The organism is Petroclostridium sp. X23, assembly GCF_030013905.1.
In the GTDB taxonomy this organism is placed as follows: domain Bacteria; phylum Bacillota; class Clostridia; order SK-Y3; family SK-Y3; genus X23.
Genome location: NZ_CP124862.1, coordinates 3232448 through 3249032, shown reverse-complemented (window position 1 = coordinate 3249032; position 16585 = coordinate 3232448). Strand labels below are relative to the sequence as shown.

18 protein-coding genes are annotated in these 16585 nt (G+C 37.2%); 10 read left to right on the top strand and 8 right to left on the bottom strand.

Annotation, left to right across the window (positions count from 1 at the left end):
• The 5 genes from atpA to QKW49_RS15400 are packed head-to-tail and all read right to left on the bottom strand — an operon-like array spanning window position 1 to window position 3527.
• On the bottom strand, window positions 1-1518 hold the full coding sequence (gene atpA, locus QKW49_RS15420) for a F0F1 ATP synthase subunit alpha (protein ID WP_282863567.1): 1518 nt from the start codon (window positions 1516-1518) through the stop codon (window positions 1-3).
• A gap of 7 nt (window positions 1519-1525) precedes the next feature.
• Complete coding sequence (gene atpH, locus QKW49_RS15415; RefSeq protein WP_282863566.1) at window positions 1526-2062, bottom strand: ATP synthase F1 subunit delta; 537 nt, start codon at window positions 2060-2062, stop codon at window positions 1526-1528.
• Window positions 2062-2544 (bottom strand): F0F1 ATP synthase subunit B, encoded by a 483-nt coding sequence (atpF, locus tag QKW49_RS15410; RefSeq protein ID WP_282863565.1) that lies wholly within the window; start codon window positions 2542-2544, stop codon window positions 2062-2064. Before atpF ends, atpH begins: the two co-directional genes overlap by 1 nt.
• Before the next feature lie 16 nt (window positions 2545-2560).
• A complete protein-coding gene (gene atpE, locus QKW49_RS15405; protein WP_282863564.1) occupies window positions 2561-2782 on the bottom strand; it encodes an ATP synthase F0 subunit C in 222 nt (73 codons plus the stop codon).
• 58 nt (window positions 2783-2840) lie between these two features.
• Window positions 2841-3527 (bottom strand): F0F1 ATP synthase subunit A, encoded by a 687-nt coding sequence (locus QKW49_RS15400; protein ID WP_282863563.1) that lies wholly within the window; start codon window positions 3525-3527, stop codon window positions 2841-2843.
• A 502-nt stretch (window positions 3528-4029) separates the two neighbouring features.
• Between QKW49_RS15400 and QKW49_RS15395 the strand changes: the two genes are divergently transcribed.
• The 3 genes from QKW49_RS15395 to QKW49_RS15385 all read left to right on the top strand — a co-directional run bounded on the left by QKW49_RS15395 (window position 4030) and on the right by QKW49_RS15385 (window position 5082).
• Window positions 4030-4254 (top strand): DUF1659 domain-containing protein, encoded by a 225-nt coding sequence (locus tag QKW49_RS15395; protein WP_282863562.1) that lies wholly within the window; start codon window positions 4030-4032, stop codon window positions 4252-4254.
• A 57-nt stretch (window positions 4255-4311) separates the two neighbouring features.
• Window positions 4312-4530, top strand: coding sequence for a DUF2922 domain-containing protein (locus tag QKW49_RS15390; protein WP_282863561.1), 219 nt, complete (start codon window positions 4312-4314; stop codon window positions 4528-4530).
• Window positions 4531-4641: 111 nt separating this feature from the next.
• Window positions 4642-5082 carry a BsuPI-related putative proteinase inhibitor gene (locus tag QKW49_RS15385; RefSeq protein WP_282863560.1) on the top strand — a complete coding sequence of 147 codons (441 nt, stop codon included), beginning with the start codon at window positions 4642-4644 and terminating at the stop codon, window positions 5080-5082.
• A 521-nt stretch (window positions 5083-5603) separates the two neighbouring features.
• On the opposite strand, the gene QKW49_RS15380 is transcribed toward QKW49_RS15385, so the two are convergent.
• Both QKW49_RS15380 and glgD read right to left on the bottom strand, forming a co-directional pair.
• Window positions 5604-6011, bottom strand: a complete 408-nt coding sequence (locus QKW49_RS15380; RefSeq protein WP_282863559.1) for a hypothetical protein — start codon at window positions 6009-6011, stop codon at window positions 5604-5606.
• 148 nt (window positions 6012-6159) lie between these two features.
• On the bottom strand, window positions 6160-7281 hold the full coding sequence (gene glgD, locus QKW49_RS15375) for a glucose-1-phosphate adenylyltransferase subunit GlgD (protein ID WP_282863558.1): 1122 nt from the start codon (window positions 7279-7281) through the stop codon (window positions 6160-6162).
• A gap of 341 nt (window positions 7282-7622) precedes the next feature.
• Between glgD and glgB the strand changes: the two genes are divergently transcribed.
• The 5 genes from glgB (at window position 7623) to QKW49_RS15350 (ending at window position 14566) form a co-directional block, all read left to right on the top strand.
• Complete coding sequence (glgB, locus tag QKW49_RS15370) at window positions 7623-9863, top strand: 1,4-alpha-glucan branching protein GlgB (RefSeq protein WP_282863557.1); 2241 nt, start codon at window positions 7623-7625, stop codon at window positions 9861-9863.
• A gap of 39 nt (window positions 9864-9902) precedes the next feature.
• Window positions 9903-10316, top strand: a complete 414-nt coding sequence (locus tag QKW49_RS15365) for a DUF3842 family protein (RefSeq protein ID WP_282863556.1) — start codon at window positions 9903-9905, stop codon at window positions 10314-10316.
• Between the two features lie 267 nt (window positions 10317-10583).
• On the top strand, window positions 10584-12062 hold the full coding sequence (gene zwf, locus QKW49_RS15360) for a glucose-6-phosphate dehydrogenase (protein ID WP_282863555.1): 1479 nt from the start codon (window positions 10584-10586) through the stop codon (window positions 12060-12062).
• Complete coding sequence (locus QKW49_RS15355; RefSeq protein WP_282863554.1) at window positions 12004-12666, top strand: cyclase family protein; 663 nt, start codon at window positions 12004-12006, stop codon at window positions 12664-12666. Before zwf ends, QKW49_RS15355 begins: the two co-directional genes overlap by 59 nt.
• A 178-nt stretch (window positions 12667-12844) precedes the next feature.
• Complete coding sequence (locus QKW49_RS15350) at window positions 12845-14566, top strand: AMP-binding protein (RefSeq protein ID WP_282863553.1); 1722 nt, start codon at window positions 12845-12847, stop codon at window positions 14564-14566.
• Between the two features lie 38 nt (window positions 14567-14604).
• Here QKW49_RS15350 and QKW49_RS15345 read toward each other — a convergent pair whose 3' ends face one another.
• On the bottom strand, window positions 14605-15102 hold the full coding sequence (locus QKW49_RS15345) for a general stress protein (protein WP_282863552.1): 498 nt from the start codon (window positions 15100-15102) through the stop codon (window positions 14605-14607).
• Between the two features lie 309 nt (window positions 15103-15411).
• Here QKW49_RS15345 and QKW49_RS15340 point away from each other — a divergent pair, with 309 nt between their 5' ends.
• Both QKW49_RS15340 and QKW49_RS15335 read left to right on the top strand, forming a co-directional pair.
• Entirely contained in the window at window positions 15412-15999 is a 588-nt protein-coding gene (locus QKW49_RS15340; RefSeq protein ID WP_282863551.1) for an S-layer homology domain-containing protein, read from the top strand.
• A gap of 15 nt (window positions 16000-16014) precedes the next feature.
• Window positions 16015-16566 (top strand): hypothetical protein, encoded by a 552-nt coding sequence (locus tag QKW49_RS15335; RefSeq protein ID WP_282863550.1) that lies wholly within the window; start codon window positions 16015-16017, stop codon window positions 16564-16566.
• The last annotated feature ends 19 nt before the right edge of the window (window positions 16567-16585 follow it).

The window sequence follows — 16585 nt, the reverse complement described above, 5'->3', positions numbered from 1 at the left end:
CTAATCACCTGTTCCGTTATACTGGCGTTTAAATTCCTCAATAGCAGTTTTTAAATCTTCTTGCGTTTTATCATCAAAGTTCTTTGTAGTTTCAATGGTTTCGGAAATCTGAGGATACTGGCTATCAATAAAGTTTAATAGTTGTTCTTCAAAATCCTTTACCTTTGCTACGGGAATATCGGTTAGATATTTATTAGTAACAGTAAATATAATCATTACCTGGTGATGCATTGGGATAGGATTATAAAGAGGCTGTTTTAGAGTCTGTACGATCCTTACACCTTGTTCCAGCATTTCTTTAGTGGACTTATCCAACTCAGAGCTGAACTGTGTGAATACTTCAAGTTCTCTATACTGTGCCAAATCCAATCTTAATCTTCCGGACACCTTTTTCATCGCTTTGGTTTGTGCTGCGCCGCCTACCCTCGAAACCGACAAACCGACATTTACCGCCGGACGGATCCCGGAGAAAAAGAGTTCGCTTTCAAGGTAAATCTGTCCATCGGTTATAGAAATAACATTGGTTGGTATATAAGCAGAAACATCACCGGCAAGCGTTTCTATGATAGGTAAAGCTGTCATGGAACCTCCGCCCAACTCATCGCTCAACCGGGCAGAGCGTTCCAATAATCTGGAATGCAAGTAGAAAACATCGCCCGGATACGCTTCTCTGCCCGGGGGTCTGCGAAGAAGCAGTGACATGGCTCTGTAAGCCACTGCGTGTTTGGATAAATCATCATATACAATTAACGTGTCCCGTCCGTTATACATAAAATATTCAGCCATTGCGCAGCCGGCATAAGGTGCTATATACTGCAATGGGGCCGGTTCACTGGCAGTTGCGGAAACAATGATCGTATAGTCCATCGCGCCATGCTGTTCCAATACCGAAACAAGTTTGGCGAGAGAAGATGATTTCTGACCGATGGCTACATAGACGCAGATCACATCTTTCCCCTTCTGATTAATAATCGTATCCAGAGCAATGGACGATTTTCCTGTCTGACGGTCACCTATGATCAGCTCTCTTTGTCCACGGCCAATAGGAAACATGGAGTCAATGGACATAATGCCGGTCTGCAGCGGTACATTAACAGATTTTCTTCCGGAAACCCCCGGTGCTTCATACTCAATGGGGCGGGTCTGGGTCGCATTTGCAGAACCTTTGCCGTCCACCGGTTCACCTAATGCATTTACAACTCTTCCGATAAGTCCTTCACCTACCGGAACGTCTGCTTGTTTATGTGTTCTTTTAACGATATCACCTTCATGAATGCCGCTTTCCGAGCCGAGCAAAACACAACCGACATTGTCCTCTTCCAGATTGAGTGCGATTCCCATCGTGCCATTGGAGAATTCAAGCAATTCACCATACATACAATGATCGAGACCGTATATTCTTGCGATACCATCACCAACTTGGGTGATATATCCGGTCTCGTTAATCTCTGTCTTTATGTTATAAGTCTCTATCTGTTGCTTAATAATAGAGGTAATTTCGTCCGGTCTTAAGTTCATATTATTATCACCTCGATATCACCTGATTTTTAATCTTATCCATCATTGCTTTTATGCTGCTGTCAATTACCGTATTGCCAATCAGAAGTTGAAAACCTCCAAGGAGGTTTTTATCTATTTCAAAAGATAGGCTGACTTCTTCAACGCTATACATCTTTTTTAGTTTTGATTTAATACCGGTTACCTCATCTTCTGAAAGAGGAAAGGCTGACACAACAATAGCTTGTAATGACTTCAATAGGGTTTGCATTTCGTTTTGATATTCAATAAGTATATCTTTAAGTAGATCTAATCTGTGTTTTTCAATCAACAGCGTAAGGAAGTGTAGAACTTCTTTATTTACACTCGTACTAAACAAGCGGTCTATAAGATTTGCCTTCACTTTAAAGCTGTTTTCAGGGTTGATTAATATTGCGTATATAGTTTGATTACTATGAATAATATCTGCACATGCTTTTAATTGCTGCTCAAATAAAGCCACATGATTCATTTCTATGGCAATCTGAACGAGTGCTTGTGCATATCTTGAAGCAATACGTCTCATCAAGCAACACCCTTTTCATTTAAAAAGTTTTCTACAACTTTTCTATTTTCATCAGTATCCATATTTTTTTGTATGAGTTTCGATGCTGCTGAGAATGCGAGACTGCTAATCTCATTTCTCAGTTCTTTCATCACTCTTTGGCGTTCTAATTCAATGGAATGGTTAGCGCGGTCAGTGATTGCTTGCGCATCACTGTGTGCTTGTGAAATTATATTTTCATATTCCTTATTTGCCCGATCTTTAGCTGCTTTAACGATTTCATCAGCTTTCGCATGAGCGGATTTAAGCAGTTCTTCATATTGTTTTTTTGTATCTTCCGCTTCTTTTAATTTATTTTCCGCATTATCGATTTGTTCTTTAATACTATTGGTTCTGTTTTCCATAAATTCTGTCACCGGTTTAAAGAGAAACTTTTTAAGCAGAAAATAAAGTATTAAGATATTTCCTATCGTAAATAGAAATCCAGCGTTAAGTTCTACCACTTTTTATCACTCCCTATTATTTAAAGAAGAGTATAATCAATATTGCAATAACCAGACCGTAAATAGCAGTTGCTTCAGCTAGTGCACTACCTAACAAGAGTGTCTTATTAATTTCACCGCTTGCTTCCGGTTGTCTGGCTACAGCCTCTGTTGCTTTTGATGTTGCTATTCCGATACCGATTCCGGCGCCAATTCCTGTTAATACAGCAATACCTGCTGCCAATGCTACAATTCCCATATAAATACCTCCTAAATTATTTTTAAATTATAGTGATTAAATTGATGATAAAAATTAATTATTCAATGCCTTCTTTGATGAATAAAGCCGATAAGAATACAAATATAATCATCTGTATCAAGCCGTCAAAAATATCAAAATAAAGGCTCAATATGGCCGGTATACCAAGTGGAATCACTTCCATTAGTAACTCCATGATGACATAACTCCCTAATACATTTCCAAATAACCGCATGGATAGCGATAGCGGCCTGATAAATAATTCAAGTATATTCATAGGCATTATCAATAGTAAGGGTTCTTTAAAACCTTTCAGCCATCCCTTAAAGCCTTTGAAACGTACTCCGGCACCCACTACAAGGGCAATGGTCATAACCGATAGTGCGGCAGTAACATTAAGATCCTTGGTTGGCGGAGTGAAGCCAAAGACAGCAGCAATATTGGCAATACTCAGGAATAAGGCTACAGTACCTAAATAGGGCGCAAATATTTTCCATTCATGTCCTATTATTCCTTTAATAAAGCTATTTATGCCATCTACCAATGCTTCAATAATATTCTGTTTACCTGTGGGTATTGCTTTAAGACTGCCAGTCATTAAAATGGATGCAAAGACTAAAATAAACATGATAATCCATGTTACTACAACTGAAGACGTTACGGGTATACCACCAAAGATAGGTAGGGTAAACACCACTTCCGGCTGGAGCTTTTCCATAAGTGCTTCTTGCAGATTATGCTCCATAATAAGTCACTTCCTTTTTACTAAAGTAGAAGCTGCTAAACTGTAATAGAACATGTTGGAGATAGTTAGTTTCTAACTAGTAGGTGGACTCCAATGTGTAAATCATGTTGCTACAGCTATTTGGTATTTATTATGCTCCCCCTGTTAATTTGATATTACTACAAAAAGAGTAATAAACTAATTATATATTTCAAACAATCATGCGATTGTGAATTTTTATAGTAATTTTTTATGATTAACGTATATAAGGGTGCCCATGTGACACCCTTACAGGATTAGTTGGTCGATATTCAAAACGATATAATTACATCTTACAACTTTGTGAACAGTATGTCAAAATGAATTATTGACAAATACGTATATGGAAAAGATTTTTTTTTGTGAATTATTCACAAATGCATTGGCTTATAACATAAGAAATTTTTTACTATTATGGGTAATAAAATTATATTCTTGTTATCTATATAGTGTAAGGCATAATGTAAGGAAGGAGGTGAAAAAAATGCCGGTATCAGCCAATTCGCTGGATAGTCGTGTACAAATCAAATTTAATACAGGAACTGATGAGAATGGAAATCCAATTATAAGAACTAAAACATTAAGCAGCGTTAAATCCTCAGCTGCCAATCAGGATGTGATGGATGTTGTGCAGGGATTAACTACTCTCCAACAGCATCCCATATCTACAATTATAAGAATAAATGAGGAAGAATTACGAAACGTATAAAAGCTATTTTTATAAGGAACGGTATCAAACCGCGCCTAGAAGAAAGGAGGTGGGAATGTGGCACAAGCATTGGAAATGGTTTTTAAAAATGAAGGGCAGAAAAACTTTAGTATTTCTTTAAACGATCCTAGAGCAGATTTAACGCCTGAGGAAGTAAAAACCGCAATGGAAATGATTTTGACGAAAAATATTTTTAAGACCGGCGGAGGAGATGTAATAGAAGTAACCAGTGCCAGAATTGTAGATAAGACAATTACCGAATTGGAATTAGTGTAACACCTTAGAAGCTTCTCTCATATAATATTTATGTATGGCTCTAATTGCATAATTAGTCCGGATGCTGCCACAAAGATGTTGTAGTGTCCGGATGTGAGGGGAGATGTTATAATGCATGTACCAAAAAAATACATTAAAATGACAGATTTAGGTGCTAAGCCACAATATGATGCCGCAATGATGGAAGAAGGGTTATACGAGTCACTTATTTTAAATAACTACCAATTTAGAAGAAACAGCCTTCTGAAAATACTGCTGGTGAAAGTAAATCTTGGTTGTAAAGAAGCTGAACTTCACTATAATACAGGCCAACGGTATGAATTTGTGATAAAAGACCGGATGAATACAGAAAAGTGGAAATGGTCGGTAGGTAAGGAGTTTGTTCCTATTGATGAGAGCCTGGCGTTAGAAGTAGGAAAAAGCAAAGTATATTCTGCATTATGGCGTATTCCAAAAGACTCTGAGCCGGGGATTTATATGCTGGAAGGATGGAACACTGCTGAACAGTTAAAAGACAAAAAACTTAAAGTAAGGTTTAATGTAATACCCTAGTGTTTAACGACATTAGGGTATTATTTACATGACTTATAAATAGAAATTGAAAATATTAGGTGATCTAAGGCTATAATTATGTTTAAACTTGTAGCAGTTTGGCTTTTTTTGTTGATAATACGCGTATAAAATGGTAAAGTAAAAGGAGGACAACCATAGCAGCAAATCGAAAGGAGAATAATATTGAAAAAGGTTTTTGAAATACTGAAAAAACATATTATTATTGTTTTTCTTCATATGATCTATTCTTCTGCTGTGTTCATTGCTCTGTTTAAAGGACGAAAACCCATCAAACTTGATATAAATAATTTGACAGATGTTTCATTCTTAAAGAGTGTTGTTTTCAGCGAATCCCAAAGATTAGTCATCGTTTGTATTATTAGTGCCTTGTTCCTATCTATAACTTATTACTTTATTGCCGCAGGCGTCCGGAAAAATAAAATATACATAAAGGATTTTGTGAGAGGAGTTATGCAGTATAGTATAATAAATATTTTTAGTTATATGTTATCCGCAGTATACTATTTTATTTTTGCAGTGTGTATGGGGATCATATCGATACCTTCGGGGTTAATCATTTTTCCATTATTGGATGGAAAAGAAGATTTTTTCATTCCTGCAATTATATTATGGCTCATAACATTTCTTCTTATTATGTTTGGGTTCTTGCTTTTTAATTTATATATGACCTTCTGGTATCCCGGTATTTTTTTGACTACTAAAAATTTACTTTCCGCCTTTAAGCGTTCTAAAAAGATGGTGAATGATAACTTCTGGAGATTACTGCTGTTTTCAATTATATCTATACTGAACATCGGGTCATTTTTATTTCTTATCGGCTTTGGGCTTAGCCTCCTATACAAATCCCAGAATCCTATTACACATGTTGGTCTATGGATTGGTGTTATAATGGTTAGTCTATTTGGCATATTTATTAAAACTTATGCATTTTCATTCTTATATAACAATCTCATGAGTTTGAACCGGGTTAAATCAGTTGAGCAAGGAATCGCTATATAAGATAAAAAAATAAGATTCAGATTTGGGGCATATTGTTAATCTGAATCTTATTTTTGTTTATGCTGACACTTTGCTTCCTATTAAAATAGGGAGATTGATTTCCCCGCGTATGTATCTGCCTTTGCTTAAAGTAACCTCATTATCAAGGATCGCATTTGAAATGATTGTGTCTTGAGATATTACAGAATCATGTATTACGATACTGTTTTTAATCACAGCGCCTTTTTCTACAATTACTCTACCGAATATAATGCTGTTTTCAACTGTTCCTTTGATGATACTGCCGTTTCCGATAAGACTATTATATATTTTTGCCCCTTTATGGTATTGCGCAGGCGGTTCATCTGTCTTTCTTGTATATACCCATCCATTTTGCATGAAAAGTTCATGCTGGATATGGGGATTTAAAAAATCCATATTGCATTTATAATATGTATCTACAGAATTTAGACACTGCCAATATTCCTTAAACTGATAACCGTAGATATTTAAGTAATTTACTTTTTTAATGATAATATCTTTTATTAAATCATGACTTTCCGTTTCGGCAGACTCTTCTAAGAATTGAGTGAGCAAAGTTTTATTGATAATATAGATGCCTATCGTAGCATTAGAGGTTTTTGGCTTAAACGGTTTTTGCTGATAGTCTAAAACTCTCCTGTCTGATTGCGTTTCAATCACGCCCAAATGCGATAGCTGGTGAGAAGGACAAGTATTCATTTCCTTGTAGGCTACAGTAATGTCGGCATTCTTTTCTATATGATACTTCAACATATCCTGGTACTGCATTTTATAAATAGCATTGCCCTCACATATTAATATGTGCTCATGATCACTTTTCTTGATGGATTCCAAATTTTGAAAAAGGGCATCTGCGCTTCCTTTATAGTGTTTAGGTCCGGTTGTACCAATATCGGGTGTAAGGATATGAAAGTTAGCATTTTTTTTGTTGAGGTTCCAATCATTTCCTGATTTAACATGTTTAATGAGGGAGTGAGGGTTATGCTGGGTAATGATGCTGACATTGCTAATTCCACTATTGACCATATTGGAAAGTATGAAATCCACTATACGATATTTTGCACCTATTGGAAGGGCTGATATACATCGATATTGTGTCAGTTCTTTTAACATAGGATATTGGTGATCTGCTAAAATAATTCCTGTCATGCTGCTCATAATATTTCTCCTTTTTTACTTTATTAACTAACAATTGAAGTGGATAAAGTGTAGTTCATGGTTTTTTTAGACAGACTAGTATATTCAACATAATCATAAATATTTACATGATTATCTAATATTAATAATTTTCATGAAAATTATACATACGACGGTTTAAATGCAAAAAGAATATTATCTATTTTTTTAGCAGTTAATTGCAATAAAAATTTATTAAATGCGTATGAAAGATAGAGTGAGTATGATATACTTTATTTGTAAATAAAATCCATTACATTAGCTGATAATAGTGTGATGTAATCAATAAAGCTAAGACAAATCATTGATGGGGAGTGAACAGTATGGGATATACGACAGATAAAAATGATATTTATCAGATAATAAGTGCTAATCATAGTAATCCGTTCGGTGTACTTGGTATGCATCGTATAGAAAAAGGAATGGTTGTCAGAGCATTTTTACCTTGTGTAAAATCAGTAAGTGTAATAGATTTTCAGGATCAGGAAAAAAAGTATGTAATGGAACGAGTGCATGAAGATGGCTTTTATGAAACAGTCATAGAGGATAGACAGAAGTTTTTTGAATACCAGCTAGAGATTTCCGATTATGATGATCACCAACGGGTCATCCATGACCCTTATAGCTTTTTGCCTATATTGAGCGATTATGATCTTTATCTTTTCAATAAAGGAGATCATCGGCATGTTTATAATAAGTTAGGTGCACATTCTAACGTGATTAATAACGTACAGGGGATTTTTTTCGCAGTTTGGGCACCTTGCGCAGCAAGAGTAAGTGTGATAGGGGACTTTAACCAATGGGATGGACGGCGGAATCCTATGCGCAGCTTAGGGAGTTCGGGAGTATGGGAAATTTTTATTCCCAGTGTCAGGGAAGGTGCTTTATATAAGTATGAGATTAAGGCGCAGAATGGAGATATATTGAAAAAAGCAGATCCCTACGCCTTTTATTCAGAGCTGCGGCCGAATACGGCATCCATTGTTTATAATATCGATCAGTATGACTGGAAAGATGAGCAATGGATGGAAAAAAGGAAGAATACGAATCAAATGGAAGAGCCTATTGCGATTTATGAAGTACATATGGGTTCGTGGATGAGGGTATCACAGGATGAGAACGGATTCATATCCTATAGGGACGCTGCCGATCTGCTGGTGGAATACGTAAAAGAAATGGGTTATACGCACATAGAGTTTCTGCCTCTATCGGAGCACCCGTTTGACGGTTCATGGGGGTATCAGGTAACAGGATATTATGCTGTAACTCCACGGTATGGAAGTCCTGAGGATTTTATGTATCTAATAGACGTTTGTCACCAAAATAATATAGGTATCATCATGGATTGGGTACCTGCTCATTTTCCGAAAGATGAGCATGGTTTGCGGTATTTTGATGGAAGTGCGGTATATGAGCATGAAGACCCCAGACAAGGTGAACAGCCTGACTGGGGTACGATGGTATTCAATTACGGACGCAATGAAGTAAAGAATTTTTTGCTATCTAACGCGTTTTTTTGGTTTGATAAATATCATATAGATGGTCTTAGGGTAGATGCAGTAGCCTCAATGCTGTATTTAGACTATGGAAAAGAAAGCGGGCAATGGATTCGGAACCGTTACGGAGGAAGGGAGAATATTGAAGCCATTGAGTTTTTAAAACATCTGAACAGCGCAGTATATGGGCAGTATCCTGGGATTATCATAAGTGCGGAAGAGTCAACTTCATGGCCGCTGGTCACAAAACCTCCTTATTTAGGGGGATTAGGTTTCGGAATGAAATGGAATATGGGATGGATGAATGATTTTCTAAAATATATGAGTATGGACTCTATATATAGAAAATATCATCATAGCCTGATTACATTCAGTTTGATGTACGCGTTCTCAGAGAACTTTATTCTACCGCTATCTCATGATGAGGTGGTACATGGGAAGCATTCTATGCTTGATAAAATGCCAGGAGATTACTGGCAGAAGTTTGCAGGATTAAGAGCCGCGTATGGATATCAGTATGGTCATCCCGGCAAGAAGCTGCTGTTTATGGGAGGAGAATTCGGACAGTTTATAGAGTGGAAATATTATGATAGCTTGGATTGGAATCTGTTGGATTATGAACTGCATAAAAAGATGCAGGATTACGTAAAAGACCTAAATAATTTATATCGCTCAGAAAAAGCACTATATGAAGTGGATTTCAGCTATGAAGGATTTGAATGGATTAGCTGCGATGATGCGGACCATAGTATTGTTTCTTTTATCCGCAAAGGCAAGGAACGGGAGGATATGCTCATCTTCGTATGCAACTTTACACCGGTGGTACATGAACACTACAGGATAGGAGCTCCCTTCAATTTATATTATAAAGAAATATTCAATAGCGACTCAGAACTTTATGGTGGAAGCAATGTAGGAAACTGCGGAGGTCTCCACGCGGAAGATATTACTTGCAACAACAGACCCTATTCGCTTGCAATTCGTATTCCTCCGTTAGCGGTGATGGTGTTTAAGCCTATCTTTGAAGAAAAGGCCGAAAGGGTTGACATTGAAAGCCCGCAGAAATAATATTATAGTAAAAACTAAAAAAAGATCATGGAGGAATATATGGAAATAGCGGTGATAGATGGACAAGGTGGAGGATTAGGTAAAGCTATTATAGAAAAATTGAGCAGGGAAATAGGAGATAGCGCAACCATTATAGCATTAGGGACTAATTCTATGGCGACGACCTCCATGCTTAAAGCCGGTGCGCATATTGGGGCTACCGGTGAAAATGCGATTGTAGTAACTGCACATAAAGTAGATGTGATTATAGGTTCGGTGGGTATATTAGCTGCAAACTCGATGTTGGGAGAATGCACACCACGTATCGCAGAAGCCATTGGCAGCAGCAGCGCGAAAAAAATACTGGTGCCGCTAAATAGATGCGGACTGGAGATTATAGGAACAAATGGGCAGCCGTTACCCGTTTTGATTGATGCATTGGTTACAAAAATAAGAGATATGATAAAAGAATAAAAGAGTAGTTTAAAGTTTAAATATTAGACGTTAGGATTGTCTGAGAAGCACCTAAGTAAGAATCTAAAATAATGATGAGCCGTCAAGTTTATAATTTGATGGTTTTTTTTCAATTTTTAGATTTTTTATCTATACATAGCAGTAGATGTTGATTATGCAATGGCGGTTAAGGATTTATTTGTTCCGGTTTGAAATTTAGTCTCTAGGGTAAAGATAAGCTAAGGAACAGTGAAATAATAAATTCCGAAATTTTTAGGAGTGATAACAATGGCAAACATACAGCCTTTTACATTTGTCATATTTGGTGGTACCGGAGATCTGGCAGCCAGAAAATTGATACCTGCACTTTATAATCATTTTATCGAAAAGAATTTGGAAGTACCGTTTTCTGTTGTAGGTATCTCCAGGAAGCCTATGACACATCGTCAATTTGGTGAATTTTTCATAGAAAGTGTAAAAAAGTATTCCAGGAATCAATATGATGAGAAGCTCTTTGATAAAATGATAAGTTCTTTTTATTATATTTCCGGTGATCTGCAGCAGGACAGCACTTATGAGAATTTGACAGGCATTTTGAACAATATAGAAGGGGAACAAAAAAACCGGCTTTTCTATCTTGCAACCACACCGGAATATTTCCCTATTGTGTTGGAGAATCTTACCCATTACCGTATTCTTGAGAAAGGAGCGGAAAATCCCTGGCACCGCGTTATTATTGAAAAACCTTTTGGTTCCGATTTAGCGACGGCAAGGATGCTCAACAAGCGGTTGGAGCGCTTGGTAAATCAACAGCAGATGTATAGAATAGATCATTATCTTGGAAAGGAAGCGGTACAAAATTTTATGGTACTGCGGTTTGCCAACGGTATTTTTGAACCTCTCTGGAATAATAAGCATATAGATCATATTCAAATTACTGTTTCCGAGACAGTGGGGGTAGGAACCCGGGGGCGCTATTATGAACACGCCGGAGCGGTAAAGGATATGCTTCAAAACCATATTATCCAGCTTTTATCCCTCATTGCGATGGAACCTCCCGTGGACTTTGATGCTGATTCTATTTCTACGGAAAAAGTAAAAGTAATCAGATCGTTGAGATTATTTAATGATGAAGCCATAGTAAGAGGCCAATATGAAGGATATACATCTGAAAAAGAAGTCCATCCTCAATCTAAAGTAGAGACATTTATAGCTGCAAAGTTGGAGATACATAATTGGAGATGGGCGGGGGTTCCGATGTATGTTCGGACAGGAAAATATCTGAAAGAGAAGAAAACAGAAGTAGTGATTCAATTTAAAAATACTCCATATAATTTATATAAAAATAATGATATAGATGCAAATCGCCTGGTCATATCAGTTGATCCTAAAACAGGATTTGATCTGCAGTTTAATGTGAAGGAACCGCATGGGGCAAATGTTAAAATCAGAGGTGTAAAAATGAATTTCTGCCATGAATGTGAGTTCGGAGACAATACTCCTGAAGCATATGAACGGCTCCTAATGGACGGAATCATAGGAGATGCTACGTTATTTACAAGTTGGAGAGAAATTGAATATTCATGGAAATTGGCAGAAGAAGTGTTGAGGGTACATGCGGGTGAACAACCGGAGCTCTATCAGAAAGGGGCATGGGGGCCGCAGAAAGCAGATAAACTATTAAAAAGTGAGGGAAGGAAGTGGTATCATGAAGATATACGACGTAACAATGCCAATCCGTGTGGGGATGGTTGCATACAAAAATAGACAGGAACATCAGCCGTGTATTGAAAAAGTGAGGACTATCAAAGAGGGAAGCAATGAAACAAGGGTATGCCTGTATTCGCATGCCGGTACCCATGTGGATGCGCCATATCACATACTGGAGAAAGGATATACGTTAGAGGATATCCCTCTTGACAAGATGTATGGGAAGTGTAAAGTTCTAGATCTAACCGATGTGGAAGACTGCATTCAATTAGCACATATACAGAAATATGAGATACACCCGGGGGACTTTATCTTCTTAAAAACAAAAAATTCTTTGGAAGATACTTTTAACGCCCAATTTATATATTTATCAGCTGAAGCGGCTCAGTATCTTGTGGAAAGAGATGTGGAGGTCGTTGGAGCAGACGCGCTCAGCATAGAGAGAAATAGTCCCGGTCATGCTACCCACCATGTTTTGCTGGAAAATGGTATTCTTGTTGTGGAAGGGCTTCGCTTAAAGGAAGTCCCGGAAGGTGAATACACTTCTGTGATAGCACCTCTGCCCATTGTAGGCGGTGATGGAAGCCCTGCGAGAGTATTGCTGATAGAAGAGGAGAAAAGTAGTTCACGGTTCACGGTTCACAGTTCACAGACTTTATAAAGACAGAATATATAGTATCTTAATATATTGTAAAAGCAGATATGTTTACTAAATTTTGTTTTGGGGTAGATTATTTACTTATCGTAATAATAATTGTGGAAAGCACATAAAAGCGATGACAATAAAACGGATTTATTGTATAATATATCCATATAATTAAGGTGAGGAAGTGAAAGCGATGGGGGGAGCACAGACGCCGTTATATGATGTAAGAAAGATTACCGATTTGAAAGATATGCTATGTCAAAGCGTAGAGATCTACCAGGATAAGCCGGCATTTCTTGTAAAGACAAAGGATGGAGGAGAATACTATCCGAAAAGCTACCGGCAGTATAAAAGCGATGTAGATGCGCTAGGGACAGCACTTGTTAGCCTCGGATTAAAAGATAAGCGCATTGCGATAATAGGTGAAAACAGATATGAATGGGCTGTAACGTATCTTGCGGTATTATGCGGGGTAGGAACCATTGTGCCTTTAGATAAGGATCTCCCGGTTCACGAGATTGAAAACCTTCTGAATACTTCCCAAGCAAGCGGCATTATCTACTCAGGAAAGTTTGAAAAAAATATTACGGATATCAGGCCAGAGCTACAGGGAGTAGAAATATATATCAACATGAGTGCAGATGCAGATAGTAATGACATATTTTCATTTTCTGCACTGATAGAGAAGGGAAGAAAAATGATAGAACAGGGGGATATGACATATATCAATCAAAATATTGATGCAGCAGAAATGCGTATCCTTCTATTTACATCCGGAACCACAGGGTTGGCAAAAGGAGTGGTGCTTTCACATAAGAATATATGTACTAATTTAATGGCAATGTGCTCAATGCTTTATATCGGAGACAAGGACATATTCCTTTCGGTCCTCCCGCTTCATCATACGTATGAATGCACCTGCGGATTTTTATGCCCTATTTATCGTGGAAGTACGATTGCATACTGTGAAGGACTGCGTCATATTACTAAAAACATGCAGGAAGCAAAAGCTACAATGATGTTGGCGGTACCTTTACTGTATGAATCAATGTATAAAAAGATATGGCAGCAGGCGGAGAAAAGCGGGATGACAGCAAAATTAAGAACTGCAATTAAAGTAAACAATCTTCTTAAGCATGTCGGTATAGATTTGTCAAAAAAGTTATTCAAGAAGATTCATGATAATTTAGGAGGACACATACGTATATTTATCAGTGGAGGTGCAGGGATAGACCCGGAGGTTTCAAAAGGTTTTCGTGATCTCGGGCTGCTAACGGTTCAAGGCTATGGACTCACTGAATGCGCTCCTATTGTCGCGTTAAATAGGGATTGCTATTATAAAGATGATGCAGCAGGACTGCCGCTTCCTGGGATAGAGGTAAAGATTGATAATCCGGGAGAGGAAGGTGTAGGAGAAATCATATGCAAAAGCGAAAGTATAATGCTTGGTTATTTCCAAAATGAGCTCGCCACCGAAAAAGTATTAAAAGATGGATGGTTTTATACCGGAGATTTGGGCTTTGTTGACCAGGAAGGGTTTGTGCATATTACGGGAAGGCAAAAAAATGTCATTGTCACCAAGAATGGCAAAAATATATTCCCTGAAGAAGTGGAAGCATATTTAAATAGAAGTGAGTATATTATGGAAAGTCTGGTTTGGGGTAAATATGATGAGGAAAGTGGAGAAACCTATGTGAATGTTCAAATTATACCGAATTTAGAGGCGGCAGAAGAGAAGCTGGGGAAAGAATATAACGACGAACAGCTAAAAGAACTTATTCATATGCAGGTAAAAGAAGTAAATCATAAGATGCCATTATATAAGAGAATTAGTGATTTTACAGTTAGGAAAGAAGAGTTTGCAAAGACTACAACAAAAAAGATAAAGAGGTTTGTAGAAAATCCAAATGAATAACATAAAAAATGCCGGGGATTGACCGGCATTATATTTTTTTAATGTACTTCTACATTTGAAGCACCACAGGTTCTCAATATATTAGAGATTCTGTCGACATTGTCCTCTTCAGTTCTCATACTCCAAAGGATTTTTCCCCGTCTTACTTCACGTTCATATTCACGCCCTGCTTCTTCAGGTATACCCAGATCAACCAAGCCGCCTACGATGCCGCCTGTTAAGGCGCCCGAAAGAAGGCCCGCGATAGGTCCCGCAGCTGCAATTACACCTAAGCCGGGAATTACCATTGTACCCATGCCGAGCAGCAATCCCGCCAATCCTCCCAGGACGCCCCCGGTGACAGTTCCATCTGAAACATTATCATTTACGGAACGATTATCATTTGTAAATGTTCCTGTTGTTGCCCCATCCTGCTGATTACCATCTTTTGCTACAATGGATATGTCATCAGTCCGTAAGCCTTCATCTTTCACTTGTCTTGCTGCTTTTTCAGCAAGATCATGAGAATCAAAAATACCTACTATAGTTTTTGGCATAAAAATACACTCCTTTACAGATATTCATATTAAGGAATGACGAAATAATAATTTCCCATTTTTCAAGCGGTTATTTTTCGATATTGCTTCGTTGTCGTCGGCTAGATATTTAAGCCTTCTCCGCCTTGCACTATCAAAAAATCCCTCGCTTGAAAATCGGACATTATTATTCCGCCATTCCTTAATATTTCAAATATATTAAATTTTTATTCAATATCCGTACAACAGCTCATTTAAGGTTTACAAACAGATGGTATAATGATAACATATTTAGTATATCGGGTTATTTTTCTAAAGGGGAGAAATATTTTGAAAAATTTTAGAATAAGAATGTTTATAACAGCAATAATTTTTATATCAATCATGTTTTCAGTTTCACTAGCTCAGACAGGCGAAGCGGCACAATCTTCTAGTTTACAGACACAAGCAGCGGAGAAATTGGTGGCACTTAATCTGCTAAAAGGTTATGACGATGGAACCCTAGGGTTGGAAAGACCTATCAGAAGAGTTGAATTTAGTGCCATTGTAACGCGGATGCTGGGATATGAAGGCAATGTTCTACTTACTGAAGAAGTACCCTTCAAGGATGTTACAAAAGAGTATTGGGGCTATCCGTATATAGCCAATGCGTATAGCTTGAAGATTATATCGGGTTTTCCCGAAGACGGCACTTTTAAGCCGGATAACCAAATAACCTACGGGCAGGCAGTTACAATACTTTTGAATGCAATGGGATATGCGAAAGATGTGCAAGGGAAAAAATGGCCGGACAATTATATGGAGGTTGGAATGAATTTGGGAATCACCAAGAACTTGGCGGTAGATTTTAATAAACCTCTTACAAGAGGTGAAATTGCCATTCTGGTAAGTGATTCATTGGAAGTTGAACTCAAGTAGATTGGATGTGAGGTCATGTCAGTAAAAAACCTTTTTATGATGATTTTCATGGTTATCCTTTTTCCAATCATGATTATCTTTTGCAATATAGATGCGTTTTTTCTAATAATGTCTATCATATTGGTGTTCATATCTCTAGGAAGTCTGCATACATTAGTTATTTCAAGCAATGTTGATGAGGAAGATGAAGATGAAGAAGAGCTGGAAAATGAAGAAGTTGAGGAATCTTTTTTGGAGATAGGAGATACTTTAGGGATTAATGCGCGAAAGTTGAATTATGGTTTTATCATCTCTATGGATTTAATGATTATTGTATACTTTATTTTTACATTTTTTATTTTAGATGTATTACTTTTAAAAGTTTTAGCAATAATCCTTATTGCTAATTGGGTATATGATATTATTGGTGTCATTGATAATATGATAAATACTGGGGCTACCGGTACCGTTGATGAAGAAGATGAATTTACATGGAAAGATAGATTATATGAGTTGTATTTATGGCTGCATAATATTACAACCATAGGTTTTATTGCAGTTACATTTTTCGTTATATATTTGACGTAAATTATACATTTATTACTTT